Genomic DNA, 15579 nt, shown 5'->3' on the forward strand with positions numbered 1-15579 from the left:
GAAGGCAGCCGCCCAGCCCCGGTGACGGTGGTCGATTGCCGATCCGTGCGCAGGCGACGATTGCATCGCCGCCGCCCCCGAAAGCGAGATGATTTCCCTCGGGAGGGGGCGATCTTCGGAAAAGCGCACTCTTGACCATTGGCGGCGCCCGGAAGAGTCTGACGAACGAAAATTCCTTTAAAAGAACGGCTCCCGACGACATCCGGCAGTCCTCCGTTGCGGCAGACATGCCCGACGGTGGCGCGGCTTCCATCGTGGCCGCCGGGTCTGCGCGTTCGGTCAGCCATGAGAACAAATCCAAAGGCGATCCCGTCCGATCAAGGCGCTGTTTCAGCGAACCGGATCGATGAGCACGATGTCGGCACCCGCCTGATGACGGCGCGCGCGCGCTGTGCGGGGACCATCGTGTTCACCACGAGTTTCGGGCTCGAGGACCAGGTGCTGACGCACTGGATCGCATCGGCTGGACTGGCCAGGGAGATCGTTTTCGCGACGCTGGATACCGGCCGGCTGTTTCCCGAGGTCCATGATCTGTGGGCGCTGACCGAAGATCGCTACGGCATCTCCATTCGCGGCTATGCGCCGGAGGCCGCCGATATCGAGCGGCTCGTGCTGCAGCAGGGCATCAACGGCTTCCGCATATCGCCAGAGACGCGCAGGCGCTGCTGCGCCGTGCGCAAGCTCGTTCCTCTGGAGCGCGCGCTGCGGGGCGCAGCGGGCTGGATCACCGGCCTGCGGGCCGACCAGTCGCAGGCGCGTGCCGACACCTCCTTCCTGCAGCAGGATACAGAGCGCGGTCTCCTCAAGATCAGCCCGCTCTACGACTGGTCGCGCGAGCAGGCATTGGATTTCGCCCGCCGGCTTGAGGTGCCGCTGAACCCGCTGCACGCGCGCGGCTTCGTCTCGATCGGCTGCGCGCCCTGTACACGCGCGATCGCCCCCGGCGAGCCGGAGCGCGCGGGCCGCTGGTGGTGGGAGCAGGATGCGGCGAAGGAATGCGGGCTGCATGTCGGCAGCGACGGGCGCCTCGTTCGCGCAGCAGCGTCGGCGGCTGCGCCATGATCGCCCTCAGCCATCTCCAGCGCCTCGAAGCCGAGGCAATCTTCATCCTGCGCGAGGTCGCCGCGACCTGCGACAATCCGGTGCTGCTCTACTCGATCGGCAAGGATTCGGCGGTGCTGCTGCATCTGGCGATGAAGGCGTTCCACCCCGGCAAGCCGCCCTTCCCGCTCCTGCATGTCGACACGACCTGGAAGTTCCGCGAGATGATCGCCTTCCGCGATGAGACCGCGCGCAGGCTCGGGCTGGAGCTCATCGTCCACATCAACCAGGACGGGGTGAAGGCCGGGATCAATCCGATCGCCTCCGGCTCCCGCATCCATACCGATGTGATGAAGACGCAGGGGTTGAAGCAGGCGCTCGACCGATACGGCTTCGACGCCGCCTTCGGCGGCGCGCGGCGCGACGAGGAGAAGACCCGCGCCAAGGAGCGCGTCTTCTCCCTGCGCAGCGCCGATCACCGCTGGGACCCGAAGAACCAGCGGCCCGAACCCTGGTCGCTGTTCAACACCGCCAAGAGACCGGGCGAAAGCTTCCGCGTCTTCCCGCTCTCGAACTGGACCGAGCGCGACGTCTGGGACTACATCGCGCTCGAGAGCATCCCGGTCGTGCCGCTCTATTTCGCCGCGCCGCGGCCGGTCCTGCGTCGCGGCGACGCCTGGATCATGCGCGACGACGAGCGCCTGCCGCTGCTGCCGGGCGAAGTCGTCGAGACCGGCATGGTCCGCTTCCGTACGCTCGGCTGCTATCCGCTGACCGGCGCGTTCGAGAGCGACGCCACCAGCCTCACCGACATCATCGCCGAAATGCGCGCCTCGCAGAGTTCGGAGCGGCAGGGCCGGATCATCGACCATGACGGCACGGGCTCGATGGAGCAGAAGAAGCAGGAAGGCTATTTCTGATGAGTTCGCTTCCTGCCCGACAGCGCGCCGGCGAGGCGTCGCTGCCGGGAGACGGCCCGGCCAATGACGACGGGCTTCAGCCGCGCTCGCTGCTGCGCTTCATCACCTGCGGTTCGGTCGATGACGGCAAGTCGACGCTGATCGGCCGCATCCTGTTCGAGACCGGCGCGGTCTTCGACGACCAGCTCGGCACGCTGCAGCGGGATTCCCGCAAATTCGGCACGCAGGGCGACAAGGTCGATTTCGCGCTACTCGTCGATGGCCTCTCGGCCGAGCGCGAGCAGGGCATCACCATCGATGTGGCCTATCGCTATTTCTCGACGCCGCAGCGCGCCTTCATCGTCGCCGATACGCCCGGCCACGAGCAGTACACCCGCAACATGGCAACGGGTGCCTCGACCGCCGATCTCGCCGTCATCCTGGTCGATGCACGGCTCGGCCTGCTGAAGCAGACGCTGCGGCACTCCTTCATCATCTCGCTCGTCGGCGTCCGCCATGTCGTAGTGGCGGTCAACAAGATGGATCTGGTCGGCTACGACCGGGCCGTCTTCGAACGCATCTGCGACGAATACCGGCGCGCCACCGCCGGGCTCGGCTTCGCGCAGATCAGTTTCATCCCGATCTCGGCACGCGATGGCGACAATGTCACCAGTCCGTCGGCTGCCATGGGCTGGTATGAGGGCGCGGCCCTGCTTGCGCTTCTGGAGACGGTCTCGATCGATGCCGGACGCGACGCCGAGCAGGGCGCCGTCCTGCCGGTGCAATGGGTCAACCGGCCCCACTCGGAGTTCCGGGGCTATTGCGGCAATCTCGCGCTTGGCCATCTGAGGACGGGCGACGAGATCACCGTCCTGCCCTCGGGTCGCACAAGCCGCATCGCGCGCATCCTGACACCCGGCGGAGAGGCGGGGCACGCCTCCGCCGGCCAGGCCCTCACCGTAACCCTCACCGACGAGGTCGACATCTCCCGCGGCGATCTGATCGTCGGCGCAGGACCGAGACCTGCGGTGCGGCGCAGCCTGAACGCGCGCCTGCTCTGGACCGCCGAAACGCCGCTCGCGCCCGGCGGCCTCTACCGCCTGAAGCTCGCGAGCACGCAAGCCGGCGCGGTCGTCAGCGCCCTGCATCACAGCATCGACGTGACGCGCTTCGCGGAGGTGCCAGCGGCGGCGCTGGCGATGAACGACATCGGCTCCGTCACGATCGAGCTCGACAGGCCGATCGGAGCCCTACCCTTCTCGGCAAGCGCGGAGCTCGGCGGCTTCATCCTCGTCGACCGTATCAGCCATGAGACGGTCGCGTTCGGCTTCGTCAACGCGGACGCGCCCGCCCCGGCACGAGCCGGCAGCCAACGGCCCGGTGCTGCGGCGGCCCTGCTCGCAGCGCTCCGCGACCGGATCGGACACTCGGGCTCGCTCGTCCGGGCCGAGTTAAACGGCGCAGCCTGCGGCAACGTGGCTGCCAGTCTTCTCGCCGGCGGCCTCGTTCATGGCTTGACCGGCAGCCCGTCGATGGCGTTGCTTGTGGCCGTGGCCGACCTCCTGCTGCGCCCGCTGCTGCTGGGTACGGGATGGGCCTGCGCGCACGCCCTGTGGCGACGACGCCAGAGCCGGATCCAACCGGCATCGGAGAATGTTCTCGGAGACGGGATCTGACGGTCTGCGAGGCCGGATTCGTTCGGTCCGGGGGAGAAAAACCAGCTTTCTGAAACCGGGGGCTGCCCCAGCATGCCCTTCTCCTGAACCGACCAACTTTGAAACACAGTGCTGCCCCAGACTGTTGTCCGACACTCCGCCGCAGCATACGCTTTGTTCTGTAAAAAGAACGCCCGATCCTTCAGCCGGGCTTGTTGGTAACAACGGAGAGCATGATGACTCGCCCCCTCTTCCGCCGCCTGCTTCAGGCCGGGTTCGCACTGGGAGCCTTCTCGCTGTGCTTCGGCGTCGTGGCCGGGGCTCGCGCCCAGACGGAACTGCTGAACGTCTCCTACGATCCGACGCGCGAACTCTACCGCGAGATCAACGCCGCCTTCATCGCCGAATGGAACGCCAGGAACGCGAAGAAGATCACCACGATCCGTCAGTCGCATGGCGGCTCCGGCGCGCAGGCGCGCACCGTCATCGACGGCCTGAACGCCGATGTGCTGACGCTGGCGCTCGCCGGCGACATCGACGCGGTCGCAACCCGCTCGAAGAAACTGCCGGAGAACTGGCAGACCCGCCTGCCGCAGAATTCCTCACCCTACACCTCGACGATCGTGTTCCTCGTCCGCAAGGGCAATCCGAAGGCGATCAAGGACTGGGGTGACCTGGTGAAACCCGGCGTGCAGATCATCACCCCCAACCCGAAGACCTCCGGCGGCGCCCGCTGGAACTATCTCGCCGCCTGGGCCTATGCCGAAAAGGCCTTCAACAAGGACGAGACCAGGATCCGGGAGTATATCGGCAAGCTGCTCGCCAATGTCCCGGTGCTCGACACCGGCGCGCGCGGTGCCACCACCACCTTCACCCAGCGCGGCATCGGCGACGTCTTCCTGTCCTGGGAGAACGAGGCGTTCCTGGCGCTGAAGGAGTTCGGTGCCGACAAATTCGACATCGTGGTGCCCAGCCTCTCGATCCTGGCCGAGCCGCCGGTGACGATCGTCGACGCCAATGTCGACGCCAAGGGTACGCGCGCCGAGGCCCAAGCCTATCTCGAATTCCTCTATTCGCCCAAGGGCCAGGCGATCATCGCCAAGAACTTCTACCGGCCGCGCAATCCGGAAGCCGCCGCTCCGAAGGACATCGCCAATTTCCCGAAGGTCGACCTCGTCACCATCGACGCCGTCTTCGGCGGTTGGGCCAAGGCACAGCCGACCCATTTCGGCGATGGCGGCACCTTCGACCAGCTCTACAAGCCGGCGCGCTGAGCGATGACAGCGAGCGCGACCTCGCGCGCGACCTCCTGGGGCTGGCGTCAGCCGAGCGTGCTGCCGGGCCTCGGCCTCTCGCTCGGCATCACGCTCGCCGCGCTGTCGCTGGTCGTGCTGATCCCGCTCGCGGCCCTGTTCGTCAAGGCTGCCAGCGCAGGCCCCGCCGAGATCTGGGCGATCGCCACCTCGCCGCGCACGCTGGCGGCGCTGCGCCTTTCGTTCCTCGGCGCGCTCTTCGCCGCCTCGGTCAACGCCGTCTTCGGCCTGATGCTGGCCTGGGTGCTGGTGCGCTACGAGTTCCCCGGCCGGCGGCTGGTCGATGCCGCCGTGGACCTGCCCTTCGCGCTGCCAACCGCCGTCGCCGGCATCGCACTCGCGGCGATCTATGCGCCCAATGGCTGGGTCGGCAGTCTTCTGGCCCCGTTCGATATCAAGGTCGCCTATACGCCGCTCGGCGTGATGGTCGCGCTGATCTTCATCGGCCTGCCCTTCGTGGTGCGGATGGTGCAGCCCGTTCTCGAGGAATCGCAGGGCGATATCGAGGAGGCTGCTGCCCTGCTCGGCGCCAGCCGCCTGCGGACGATCTTCCGCGTCGTGCTGCCGCCCGTCCTGCCGGCGCTGCTGACCGGCTTCGTGCTCGCCTTCGCGCGGGCCGTCGGCGAATATGGCTCGGTCATCTTCATTGCCGGCAACGTGCCGATGCTGTCGGAGATCGCGCCGCTGCTGATCGTGATCAAGCTCGAACAGTTCGACTATGCGGGCGCAGCCGTCATCGCGACCCTCATGCTGATGATGTCGTTTGCGCTCATCTTGCTGGTGAACCTGATCCAGGCGCGTGCCCGGCGAAAGCTCGGCGATGTCTGACGCCGCCCTGCCCCGCCGCGATGCGACCCTGCCGGCGCCGGCTGCGAAGCCGCGCACCGCGCGCCGTGTCGGCGGCGAGAGCCGTACCGTGCAGATCCTGCTGATCGTTGTCTCGCTCGCCTTCCTGCTGCTGTTCCTGCTGCTGCCGCTGATCTCGGTTTTCGTCGAGGCCGGCGCGCGCGGCTGGGCGGCCTATCGCGACGCCGTCACAGAGCCGGACGCCGTCGCCGCGATCCGCCTGACCTTGCTGGTCGCCGCCATCGCGGTGCCGTTCAACGTCGTGGTCGGCATCAGTGCCGCCTGGGCCATCGCCAAGTTCGAGTTTCGCGGCAAAAGCCTGCTGATCAGCCTGATCGACCTGCCCTTCTCGGTGTCGCCGGTGATCTCGGGGCTGGTCTATGTCCTGCTCTTCGGCGCGCAGGGCTATCTCGGCCCGTTCCTCAAGGCGAACGGCATCGAGATCATCTTCGCGCTGCCGGGCCTCGTGCTCGCCACCGTCTTCGTCACCTTCCCCTTCGTGGCGCGCGAGCTGATTCCACATATGCAGGCGCTCGGCTCGTCCGACGAGGAGGCGGCGCTGACGCTCGGCGCCTCGCCCTGGCGCGTCTTCCTCACGATCACGCTGCCCAATGTGAAATGGAGCCTGTTCTACGGCGTACTGCTCTGCAACGCCCGGGCGATGGGGGAATTCGGCGCCGTCGCGGTCGTCTCGGGCAAGATCCGCGGCCTGACCAACACCATGCCGCTGCATGTCGAGATCCTCTACAACGAATATATGAGCGCGGCCGCCTTTGCCGTCGCCTCCCTGCTGGCCGGGCTCGCGCTCGTCACCCTCGCCCTCAAATCCCTTCTGGAATGGCGCTATGGCGACGCGATCGCCGCCTCGCGCCGCCACTGATCGCGGGAACGCCCCCATGTCCGTCGCCGTCACGATCGAAGCCATCGACAAGCGGTTCCTGGCGTTCCCCGCGCTCCGGAACGTCTCGCTCGACATCCAGCCCGGCGAACTCGTCGCCTTGCTCGGGCCGTCCGGTTCCGGCAAGACGACGCTGCTGCGCCTGATCGCGGGCCTCGAACAGGCGGATGCCGGGCGCGTGCTCTTCGGCGATGTCGATACGCGCGACCTGTCGCTGCGCGACCGACGGATCGGCTTCGTGTTCCAGCACTATGCGCTGTTCAAGACCATGACAGTGGCCGAGAACATCGCCTTCGGGCTGCGCTCCCGCCCCCGTGCGGAGCGGCCGGAGCGGGCCGAAATCACCCGCAGGGTCAAGGCCTTGCTCGAACTCGTTCAGTTGCCGAATCTGGAGCGACGCTACCCGAGCCAGCTTTCCGGCGGCCAGCGCCAGCGCGTCGCGCTGGCGCGCGCGCTCGCCATCGAGCCACAGGTCCTGCTGCTCGACGAGCCGTTCGGCGCGCTCGACGCCAAGATCCGCAAGGATCTGCGCGCCTGGCTGCGCGACCTGCACAGCCGGACGGGCCATACCACCGTGTTCGTGACCCATGACCAGGAGGAGGCGCTCGAACTGGCCGACCGGGTCGCGATCCTGCATGAGGGGCGGCTGGAACAGGTCGGCACTCCGGACGATGTCTACGACCATCCGGCGACGCCCTTCGTCTGTGAATTCCTCGGCGAGGCCAACCGCCTGCCCGTCAAGATCGTCGGCAGCCAGGCCTTCCTCGACGACAGGCCGGTGCTGGGCGGGCTGACGCAGAACCAGGGCGGTCCCGCGGCGCTCTATGTCCGCCCGCATCACCTCAAGATCGTCGACGAGGCGCCACTCTCCATCCCCGGCGTGGTCGAGCAGGTGCGCCGGACCGGCGCGCTCCGGCGCGCCGAGATCGCCGTCGCCGGGCTGGCGAAGCGGCTCGATCTCGACCTGACGAGCCAGGTCGCGCCCGCGATCGGCGAGCGGGTCCGGGTCAAGATCACCCACGCAACGGCTTTCGCGACGGCCTGACAATCGGGCGTGGCGGCGCGGTGTGCGGGCGTTCCGGCGCGCAGACCGGCACTGCACAGGCCGGGCGCGGAGTTTAATTCACTTCTTTCTTTGGATAATTTGAAAAAAACATCCACCTGATGTGAATTGAAGCAGCAACCGCATTCGCCTAGATTTCGTTCGGAATACAGAACGGGAGCGACGGCTCGGCTATGCTGCACCTCATCGACAGACAGGGCCCGGCCCGGGAGCGAAGCCGCCTCGCGGGCCGGCTCGGCGCCTTGTAATGTCTGTCGCCGCCAAACGCCCGCCCCTGCCCGCGATCCTGCTCGCCAACGACCTGCTCGATGGCGACGTCGTCTTCGCCACGACCGAGTCCGACGGTGTCATCGGCTGGACGCGCGATCCCGGACTCGCGCTGGTCGCGGCCGACGACGTCGCGGCGCTTCGCCTCGAAGGCTTCGCGGCTGCCGAACTGGCAGCCCAGCATGTCGTCGACGCCTATCTCGTCGATGTCGAGCTGGCTGCGGGCGGCCCCGTGCCGCGGCATTTCCGCGAGCGTTTCAAGACGCTCGGACCGAGCAACCGCCCCGATCTGGGCAAGCAGGCCGGCGAAGGCATCGCCCGTCGCCGGAGCGCGTGACCGATGTATCGCTATGACGAGTTCGACGAGCGTTTCGTGCGCGACCGGGTCACGCAGTTTCGCGACCAGGTCGCCCGGCGGCTGGACGGCTCCCTCACCGAGGACGAGTTCAAGCCGCTGCGCCTGAAGAACGGCGTCTACCTCCAGCTCCACGCCTATATGCTGCGCATCGCCGTGCCCTACGGCACGCTGTCCGCGCGCCAGCTCCGGCAGCTTGCCGTGATCGGAGAGCGCTACGACCGCGGCTACGGCCATTTCACCACGCGCCAGAACCTACAGTTCAACTGGCCGAAGCTGCGCGACGTGCCGGCGATCCTGGACCTGCTCGCCGATGTCGAGATGCATTGCATCCAGACCTCGGGGAACTGCATCCGCAACGTCACGGCCGACCATTTCGCCGGCGTCGCCGCCGACGAGCTCGAGGATCCGCGCCCGGTCTGCGAACTGATCCGGCAATGGTCGAGCGCCCATCCCGAATTCAGCTACCTGCCGCGCAAGTTCAAGATCGCCGTCACCGGCGCGCAGCACGACCGCGCCGTGATCAAGGCGCACGACATCGGAATCCGGATCCTGAAGCATCCCCAGAGCGGCGAGGCCGGCTACGAGATCAGCGTCGGCGGCGGGCTCGGGCGCACCCCGATGATCGGCAAGGTCGTGCGCGACTTCCTGCCTAAGGCCGACCTGCTCGCCTATCTCGAGGCGGTGATGCGGGTCTATAATCTCGAAGGCCGGCGCGACAACAAATACAAGGCGCGGGTCAAGATCCTCGTCCACGAGATCGGGACGGAGGAGTTCCGCCGCAGGGTCGAGGCCGAATTCGCCCTGCTCGACGGCCCCTCGGTCAATGCGGATCCCGAGGAACTCGCCCGCATCGCGAGCTACTTCACGCCGCCCGCCTATGAGGTGTTGTCGCAAGACAGCGCGGCGCTTTCCGTCGCCCGGGCTGCGAACCCGGATTTCGCCCGCTGGGTCGACACCAACCTCACCCAGCATCGCGTCGTCGGCTATACCGCCGTCACGATTTCGCTGAAGCCGGTCGGGCTGGCGCCGGGCGATGCAACCTCCGCGCAGATGAGGCTCGTCGCCGATCTCGCCGAGCGCTACTCCTTCGACGAGTTGCGCGTCACCCATGCTCAGAACCTCGTCCTGCCGCATGTCCGCAAAGACGATCTCTTCGCGATCTGGCAGGCGCTCGTCCCCGCCGAACTCGCCACCGCCAATCTCGGGCTGATCACCGACATCATCGCCTGCCCCGGGCTCGACTACTGCGCGCTCGCCACGGCGCGCTCGATCCCGATCGCGCAGGCGATCGCCCACCGCTTCGCCGATGCGCAGCGCCAGGCCGGGATCGGCGAGCTCAACATCAAGATTTCCGGCTGCATCAATGCCTGCGGCCATCATCATGTCGGCCATATCGGCATTCTCGGCCTCGAAAAGCGCGGCATCGAATCCTATCAGATCACGATCGGCGGCGACGCGACCGAAAATGCGGCGATCGGCGAGATCCTTGGCCCCGGCCTGCCGGCCGAGGAGGTGCCCGACGCGATCGAAGCGATCGTCGGCGTCTATGAGAGCGAGCGGCAAGACGGTGAGCGCTTCATCGAGACGGTGAGACGTGTCGGGCTCGTGCCGTTCAAGGCTGCCTTCAGGGAGCTGACCGATGCTGCTGCTTGATCGCAACGGCGCCGTCGAGGACGGCTGGACCCGCACGGAGGGGGCCGCGATCGGCAACCTGTCGCAGGCGCTGGTCAGTTTCGAGGCGCTGCCCGATGCCCTCTCCCAGCTCGCACCGGGTCAGCAGGTCGGCGTTCTGCTTTCCAACGCGCTTCCGGCTTCGGCGCTCGAACCCTTCCTGAAGAGGTTGTCGCTCGTCGCCATCGCCTTTCCGGCCTTCGCGGATGGCCGTGGCTTCAGTCTGGCGAAGGCTATCCGGCGCGCCGGCTATGCGGGCGTGCTGCGCGCCTCCGGCCCGCTGATCCCCGACCAGTTCGACTATGCGCTGGCCTGCGGCTTCGACGAGATCGAACTGCCCGAGGGCAGCGCGGCGCGGCAGAGCGTGCTGCAATGGCAGCAGGCGCGGGGCCGGCTGAGCCAGACCTATCAGCGCGGCTATCGCCGCGAGGGCAACATCCTGGACCGCCGCCGGATCGCGCGCGCCGCAGCCGGCAGCGCGGCCACCTGACCCGATGAGCCAGGGCGCCAAGGACGGGGAGGCAACCGAGATGGGCAGGACGACGGGTTGGGACGAGGACACCTCGCCGCGCGTGATCGCGGATTTCCTGCCGCGCAGCCCGCGTGAGCGCTGGCTCGAACTCGGCCTCCGGCTGCTGGTCGTGGCGCTGCTCTGCGGCTGGTTCTTCATGCCGCGCCCCGGCGTCGATGCGCGCGGGCCGGCGCCTCAGACGACGCCGCGCTGAGGCGCGCCCGGCAGCCTGGAGCAGGATGCCGAAGCGGCAACCCGTTCGCGGCCGCCATCATCCTCCGTGCTTTCGATGAGAGATCGATTCAGGCTCCGGGTGGACCAGCTTATGATTCCACCTGAAATCGTCCTGCCGTCTAGCCGCCGACCAGCTTCAGGCCTGGCTCCGGCCAAGGCATTTCGATGAGCTGTCCGGTGCCCGACAGGGTCATCCAGGCGGTCTTCCGGTCGGGGCCGCCGAAGCAGATATTGGTGGTAATTGGATCGCCGGTCGGGACCTGCCGCAGCACCCCGCCCTGCGGGCTGACCACGGTGATGCAGCCGGAGATCAGCGTCGCGATGCAGATGTTGCCGCTTTCGGATACGGCAAGGCTGTCGAAGCGCTGATAGCCCGGCAGCGTGAGCAGGATCCTGCCACCATGCGGTGACGGGAACGGGGCGCGCCTGACCACGCCCGGAGCCTCCAGATCGAACGCCCAGAGCCGCCCGGTCTCGGTCTCGGCAGCATAGAGCGTCGCGCCGTCCGGCGAGAGGCCGATGCCGTTGGGCATGGTCATCGGATAGGCGATCTCGACGATGCGCGAACCGTCGGCCAACCCGTAATAGAGCCCGCCATTCATCCGCATGCGCGGATACATCTTGCCCATATCGGTGAAATAGAAGCCGCCATGGGCATCGAAGACGATGTCGTTGGGGCCGCAGAGCGGATGGTCGCCGCAGCGCGTGTAGAGCACGCTGAGCTGGCCCGTCTTCAGGTCGAGCCGCTCGATGCGGCCGCCGGCATAACCTTCCGGCACGCCCGGCTTCGTGCGGTTGAAGCCCGACACCTTCTGGAACAGGAAGCCGCCATTGTTGCAGATGTAGAGCGCGCCATCGGGCCCGAGTGCCAGCCCGTTCGGCCCGCCATCGAGCTGGGCGACGATCTCGACCGCTCCGCCGGGCATAACCCGTGTGATGGTCTTGCGCTCGATCTCGACGAGCAGGATCGAGCCATCGGCGCAGGCGATCGGGCCTTCGGGAAACTGCAATCCCGAGGCGAGAACACGGTGCTGAGTCATGGGCAGGCTTCTCCTTGGTCGTTTCCATGGCAGGCCCGTCCGCGGCGAAGGCCGCGTCGCCCCAGGTCCTGGCAAAATGGGCTGGAATATGGGCGCGACCATCGACACCGGGACTCTGCGGCCCCTGGCTGCTTGGCAGCATCGACGGTTCGACCAGGATTGTTAGGGGGCTCCTGCCGCAACGTCCATCGGATATCCGGCAGGCTTTCGCGATTCCCCGGAAGCTCCCGGCGGGGCTTTCAAACGCCGACGCATCGGTCCGCGCGTCAGGCCGCCCTGTCTGCGCCGAAACCGGACGACCGGCTCTCGCACTCCTCGGCCTCCGCCAGGATCCAGTCCGCAAAGGCCTGCACCCGCGCCGACTTCTGGCGCTCGGGATGGAAGCCGAGGCAATAGGCCCATTCGGTCCGGGCCCGCAGCGGAAACGGCGCGACGAGGCGCCCGCTCTTCAGATCGTCCTCGACGAAGGCGAGCTGGGAGATCACGACGCCCAGTTCGTCGATCACCGCCTGATAGGCCAGCGCGGCATTCTCGAACTTCAGCCCGGCATTGCCGTCGACGCCCGTGACGCCCGCAGCCTGAAGCCATGTCGGCCAATCCAGCGGCCGGTTCAGCGAGCAGAGCAGCACATGCAGGGAGAGATCCTGCGGCGTCTCGAGCGGCAGGCCGTTCTTGAGCAGGCCAGGCGCGCAGACCGGCAGCAGGACCTCCCCGAGCAGCCGCCGGTGATGTGAGCCGGAAGGCGGCTTCGCCCATGAGAAGATCGAGATGTCGACGTCCTCTCGGTTGAAGTCGGCGACTTCATGCGAGGTCGTGATCTGGACGTCGATACCGGGATGACGGGCGTGGAAGCGCAGGAGGCGGGGCACCAGCCAGCGCATCGCGAAGGTCGGCGGCAGCTTCAGCCGCAGCCTGTGCTCGTCGCGCGAATGCCTGAGCTGCAGCGCCCCGGCCTCAATCTGATCGAGCGCAGCCCGCACCACCCTGAAATAGGAAGCGCCCTGGGCCGTCAGCTCGACGCCGCCCCGGACCCGGCGGAACAGCGGCGCCTGCACCCAATCCTCCAGGATCGCGATGTGCCGGCTGACCGCCCCCTGCGACACGCACAACTCCGCGGCGGCGCGGGTGAAGCTCAGATTGCGGGCCGCCACCTCGAAGGCGCGCACGGCATTGAGCGGCGGAAGCTGTCGCAGCATGGACATCTGGCGGCTTTCCGATGTTGCGCTGAAAGGCCCGGCGCCCGGCGCCGACGAAGCCATGCGATCGGCAGGACGGCCGCGCCGGGACGCAGGGCCGAGGCCGCAGGCGATCTAATTTCCTGATGACAGCATGAGGTAATTATCATTGCCTCTCAAACCATTTCTTCCCAAGGTCCATCAAATTTATAAAAGACGGAGGAAATGCGATGCCGGGAGGTGCTTCATCGGCGAAGCGGCCAGCGGTCAGGGCGAAGGCATCATGACGCTCGCGCCGTCCGGCAGGACGGCCGAGGCACCGGGCCGACCCGGCTTTCGGTTGCGCGCCGACCCGATCGCGACAAAAATCCAGGCCGCGACCAGCTCCGTGCTCAGTGACGGCTATCGCACCGCCGACATCTTCGAGCCCGGCACGATGAAGCCCGGCACGCAAGCGATGGGCGAGGCGGTGGCGGCCGCGATGAAGCGCCTGCCGCACTGACAGGGTTGAAGCCGGCAAGCCGCGTCGCGGGCGGCAGGCATCTTTGAGAGGATATGACGTTGAGCGCTCAGTATGTGGTGAAGGTTGCTGATTGCGACCATGGCTCGATCGATATCGAGCGCGGCGTCCTGCGCGAGGCCTGCCCTTCCCTGCCCTGGCTCAACTGCCGCACCGAGGACGCCGTCATCGCGCAATGCGCCGACACGGAAGCGCTGCTGATCATGTACGCGCCACTGACGCGGCGTGTGCTCGGGCATCTGACATCCTGCAAGTCCATCGTCCGCTACGGCGTTGGCGTCGACACGATCGATCTCCGGGCGGCGGCAGACCTCGGCATCATCGTCAGCAACGTGCCCGATTACGGCACGCAGGAGGTCGCCGACCACGCTCTCGCGCTGATGATGTGCCTGACCCGCAAGATCGTCAGGGCCAACGCCCAGGTGAAGCGCGGAGAGTGGGATTTCCGGCAGATGCGGCCGGTCCATCGGCTCCAGGTCCAGACCGCCGGCCTCATCGGGATGGGGCGCATCGGCCAGGCGATGGCGCACAAGGTCCATGCGCTCGGGATGCGCGTCATCGCCTTCGATCCCGCCGCCGCCCCCGAGCATGTGCCCGATTATGTCGAGATGGTCGGGCTGGAGGAGCTGCTGCGCGCGTCCGATGTCGTCTCGGTGCATTGCCCGCTGACGGAGCGCACGCGCAACCTGCTGAGCGAAGACAGGCTTCGGCTGATGAAGCCGATCGCCTATCTGGTGAACACCGCGCGCGGCAATCTCGTCGACGAGGCGGCTCTCGACAGGCTTCTCTCCGAGGGCAGGCTCGCGGGCGCGGGCTTCGATGTCTTCGGCATCGAGCCGCCGCCTGCGGATTATCCGCTGCTCCGGCACGAGACCTTCATCTGCTCGCCGCATATGGCCTGGCATTCCGACGAGGCCGAGCGCGATCTGAAGCGCAGCGCCGCGGAGGAGGCGCTGCGCGTCTTGCGCGGAGAGCCGCCGAAGTATCAGGTGAACCGCTTCTGAGGGAATGACGCCATGAAGAGCATCGTTTATCGCAACCCGCGCGAGGTCGAGATCGAGGACAAGCCGCTGCCCCGGATCGCGGAAGGCGAAGCCCTGATCCGGGTCTCGCACGTCGGCGTCTGCGGCACCGATCTGAACATCTATCAGGGCGCCCATCCGCGGGTGAAGGCGCCGCTGATCATGGGACACGAGTTCTCGGGCACGATCGAGGGCGGCCCCTCCTCCCTGCCGAAGGGCACGCCCGTCACGGTCTATCCGCTGCTGTCCTGCGGGCGCTGCGCGCCCTGCCGAAGCGGGCGGCCCCATGTCTGCGAGCAGCTTCGGCTGATCGGGATCGATTGCGACGGCGGCATGGCCGAATACGTCAAGGCGCCCGTCGACAAGATCGTCCGGCTGCCCGAGAGCCTGTCGCTGCGCGACGGCGCCTTCGTCGAGCCACTCTCGGTCGGCGTCCACGCGGTGCGCCGCTCCGGCTACAAGCCGGGCGACACCACCGTGGTCTTCGGCGCGGGCCCGATCGGCTTCTGCGTCGCCTCCTGCCTGCGCTATTTCGGCGCCTCCGAGGTCATCCTGATCGAGGCCAATCCCTATCGGCTCGATGTCGCCCGCAAGCTCGGCTTCACCACGATCGACGCCACCAGCGAGGACGTCGTCGCCAAGGTCCGCGACTACACGAACGGCCAGGGCGCCGATCTCGCCTTCGACTGCGCCGCCCATCCGAGCGTCCAGACGCATCTGCTGGAGATCCTGCGGGTGCAGGGAACCGCCGTGGTCGTGGGCTCGTACAAGGCCCCGCCGCCGGTCGATCTGCTGAAGGTCGAGTTCCGGGAACTGACCCTGATCGGCATCCGCGTCTATGAGCCGCGCGATTACGACATCGCCATCCGCATCCTCGAAAGCGGCTCCGTCGACCTCGCCCCGTTGCTCTCCGAATCCGAGCCCGAGACCGCGCCCGGCGTGTTCGAAAGTCTCGTCAAAGGGTCCGACAACATCAAGGTGCTCTTTCGTTTCTAGGCGCGCTCCCGCCTGCGGCAAAAGATGGCGGCGGGCCGCGATGCCCGCTGCGGTCGACAGCCGATATCGA

General features: G+C 67.3%; 16 protein-coding genes. 14 read left to right on the forward strand and 2 right to left on the reverse strand.

Annotation, left to right across the window (positions count from 1 at the left end; all coding sequences use genetic code 11):
- Window positions 1-285: 285 nt before the first annotated feature.
- The 11 genes from C8D03_RS24610 (at window position 286) to C8D03_RS24660 (ending at window position 10736) form a co-directional block, all read left to right on the forward strand.
- Entirely contained in the window at window positions 286-1062 is a 777-nt protein-coding gene (locus C8D03_RS24610; protein ID WP_108050542.1) for a phosphoadenylyl-sulfate reductase, read from the forward strand.
- Entirely contained in the window at window positions 1059-1961 is a 903-nt protein-coding gene (gene cysD, locus C8D03_RS24615; protein ID WP_108050544.1) for a sulfate adenylyltransferase subunit CysD, read from the forward strand. The genes C8D03_RS24610 and cysD overlap by 4 nt, the downstream gene beginning before the upstream one ends.
- Window positions 1961-3616, forward strand: a complete 1656-nt coding sequence (locus C8D03_RS24620) for a sulfate adenylyltransferase subunit 1 (RefSeq protein ID WP_108050546.1) — start codon at window positions 1961-1963, stop codon at window positions 3614-3616. The genes cysD and C8D03_RS24620 overlap by 1 nt, the downstream gene beginning before the upstream one ends.
- A gap of 215 nt (window positions 3617-3831) precedes the next feature.
- Window positions 3832-4869 (forward strand): sulfate ABC transporter substrate-binding protein, encoded by a 1038-nt coding sequence (locus C8D03_RS24625; protein ID WP_108051968.1) that lies wholly within the window; start codon window positions 3832-3834, stop codon window positions 4867-4869.
- A gap of 3 nt (window positions 4870-4872) precedes the next feature.
- Window positions 4873-5736 (forward strand): sulfate ABC transporter permease subunit CysT, encoded by an 864-nt coding sequence (gene cysT / locus C8D03_RS24630; protein ID WP_108050548.1) that lies wholly within the window; start codon window positions 4873-4875, stop codon window positions 5734-5736.
- A complete protein-coding gene (cysW, locus tag C8D03_RS24635) occupies window positions 5729-6634 on the forward strand; it encodes a sulfate ABC transporter permease subunit CysW (RefSeq protein ID WP_108051969.1) in 906 nt (301 codons plus the stop codon). The genes cysT and cysW overlap by 8 nt, the downstream gene beginning before the upstream one ends.
- Before the next feature lie 16 nt (window positions 6635-6650).
- Complete coding sequence (locus C8D03_RS24640) at window positions 6651-7697, forward strand: sulfate/molybdate ABC transporter ATP-binding protein (RefSeq protein ID WP_248308613.1); 1047 nt, start codon at window positions 6651-6653, stop codon at window positions 7695-7697.
- 265 nt (window positions 7698-7962) lie between these two features.
- Window positions 7963-8319 carry a DUF2849 domain-containing protein gene (locus tag C8D03_RS24645; RefSeq protein ID WP_108050553.1) on the forward strand — a complete coding sequence of 119 codons (357 nt, stop codon included), beginning with the start codon at window positions 7963-7965 and terminating at the stop codon, window positions 8317-8319.
- A 3-nt stretch (window positions 8320-8322) separates the two neighbouring features.
- Window positions 8323-9993, forward strand: coding sequence for a nitrite/sulfite reductase (locus C8D03_RS24650; RefSeq protein WP_108050555.1), 1671 nt, complete (start codon window positions 8323-8325; stop codon window positions 9991-9993).
- The gene (locus C8D03_RS24655) at window positions 9980-10501 is read left to right on the forward strand and encodes a DUF934 domain-containing protein (protein WP_108050557.1); all 522 of its coding nucleotides are present in this window, start codon (window positions 9980-9982) and stop codon (window positions 10499-10501) included. Before C8D03_RS24650 ends, C8D03_RS24655 begins: the two co-directional genes overlap by 14 nt.
- A gap of 4 nt (window positions 10502-10505) precedes the next feature.
- Complete coding sequence (locus tag C8D03_RS24660) at window positions 10506-10736, forward strand: hypothetical protein (protein ID WP_108050559.1); 231 nt, start codon at window positions 10506-10508, stop codon at window positions 10734-10736.
- Window positions 10737-10875: 139 nt separating this feature from the next.
- Here the strand turns inward: C8D03_RS24660 and C8D03_RS24665 are convergent, their stop codons facing one another.
- Both C8D03_RS24665 and gcvA read right to left on the reverse strand, forming a co-directional pair.
- Window positions 10876-11796, reverse strand: coding sequence for an SMP-30/gluconolactonase/LRE family protein (locus tag C8D03_RS24665; RefSeq protein WP_108050561.1), 921 nt, complete (start codon window positions 11794-11796; stop codon window positions 10876-10878).
- A gap of 266 nt (window positions 11797-12062) precedes the next feature.
- Window positions 12063-12998 carry a transcriptional regulator GcvA gene (gcvA, locus tag C8D03_RS24670; protein ID WP_181301227.1) on the reverse strand — a complete coding sequence of 312 codons (936 nt, stop codon included), beginning with the start codon at window positions 12996-12998 and terminating at the stop codon, window positions 12063-12065.
- 256 nt (window positions 12999-13254) lie between these two features.
- Here gcvA and C8D03_RS24675 point away from each other — a divergent pair, with 256 nt between their 5' ends.
- The 3 genes from C8D03_RS24675 to C8D03_RS24685 are packed head-to-tail and all read left to right on the forward strand — an operon-like array spanning window position 13255 to window position 15509.
- A complete protein-coding gene (locus tag C8D03_RS24675) occupies window positions 13255-13473 on the forward strand; it encodes a hypothetical protein (protein ID WP_108050565.1) in 219 nt (72 codons plus the stop codon).
- A gap of 59 nt (window positions 13474-13532) precedes the next feature.
- Window positions 13533-14495, forward strand: coding sequence for a C-terminal binding protein (locus tag C8D03_RS24680; RefSeq protein ID WP_210203960.1), 963 nt, complete (start codon window positions 13533-13535; stop codon window positions 14493-14495).
- A gap of 12 nt (window positions 14496-14507) precedes the next feature.
- Window positions 14508-15509, forward strand: a complete 1002-nt coding sequence (locus C8D03_RS24685; RefSeq protein WP_108050569.1) for a zinc-dependent alcohol dehydrogenase — start codon at window positions 14508-14510, stop codon at window positions 15507-15509.
- Window positions 15510-15579 lie beyond the last annotated feature (70 nt).

This window comes from Bosea sp. 124, assembly GCF_003046175.1.
Lineage (GTDB): Bacteria > Pseudomonadota > Alphaproteobacteria > Rhizobiales > Beijerinckiaceae > Allobosea.

What these genes read in the sequence shown, in the direction of transcription:
- C8D03_RS24610 (WP_108050542.1), top strand. Translation starts at nt 286, where the DNA reads ATGAGAACAAATCCAAAGGCGATCCCGTCCGATCAAGGCGCTGTTTCA.
- cysD (WP_108050544.1), top strand. Translation starts at nt 1,059, where the DNA reads ATGATCGCCCTCAGCCATCTCCAGCGCCTCGAAGCCGAGGCAATCTTC.
- C8D03_RS24620 (WP_108050546.1), top strand. Translation starts at nt 1,961, where the DNA reads ATGAGTTCGCTTCCTGCCCGACAGCGCGCCGGCGAGGCGTCGCTGCCG.
- C8D03_RS24625 (WP_108051968.1), top strand. Translation starts at nt 3,832, where the DNA reads ATGACTCGCCCCCTCTTCCGCCGCCTGCTTCAGGCCGGGTTCGCACTG.
- cysT (WP_108050548.1), top strand. Translation starts at nt 4,873, where the DNA reads ATGACAGCGAGCGCGACCTCGCGCGCGACCTCCTGGGGCTGGCGTCAG.
- cysW (WP_108051969.1), top strand. Translation starts at nt 5,729, where the DNA reads ATGTCTGACGCCGCCCTGCCCCGCCGCGATGCGACCCTGCCGGCGCCG.
- C8D03_RS24640 (WP_248308613.1), top strand. Translation starts at nt 6,651, where the DNA reads ATGTCCGTCGCCGTCACGATCGAAGCCATCGACAAGCGGTTCCTGGCG.
- C8D03_RS24645 (WP_108050553.1), top strand. Translation starts at nt 7,963, where the DNA reads ATGTCTGTCGCCGCCAAACGCCCGCCCCTGCCCGCGATCCTGCTCGCC.
- C8D03_RS24650 (WP_108050555.1), top strand. Translation starts at nt 8,323, where the DNA reads ATGTATCGCTATGACGAGTTCGACGAGCGTTTCGTGCGCGACCGGGTC.
- C8D03_RS24655 (WP_108050557.1), top strand. Translation starts at nt 9,980, where the DNA reads ATGCTGCTGCTTGATCGCAACGGCGCCGTCGAGGACGGCTGGACCCGC.
- C8D03_RS24660 (WP_108050559.1), top strand. Translation starts at nt 10,506, where the DNA reads ATGAGCCAGGGCGCCAAGGACGGGGAGGCAACCGAGATGGGCAGGACG.
- C8D03_RS24665 (WP_108050561.1), bottom strand. Translation starts at nt 11,796, where the DNA reads ATGACTCAGCACCGTGTTCTCGCCTCGGGATTGCAGTTTCCCGAAGGC.
- gcvA (WP_181301227.1), bottom strand. Translation starts at nt 12,998, where the DNA reads ATGTCCATGCTGCGACAGCTTCCGCCGCTCAATGCCGTGCGCGCCTTC.
- C8D03_RS24675 (WP_108050565.1), top strand. Translation starts at nt 13,255, where the DNA reads ATGACGCTCGCGCCGTCCGGCAGGACGGCCGAGGCACCGGGCCGACCC.
- C8D03_RS24685 (WP_108050569.1), top strand. Translation starts at nt 14,508, where the DNA reads ATGAAGAGCATCGTTTATCGCAACCCGCGCGAGGTCGAGATCGAGGAC.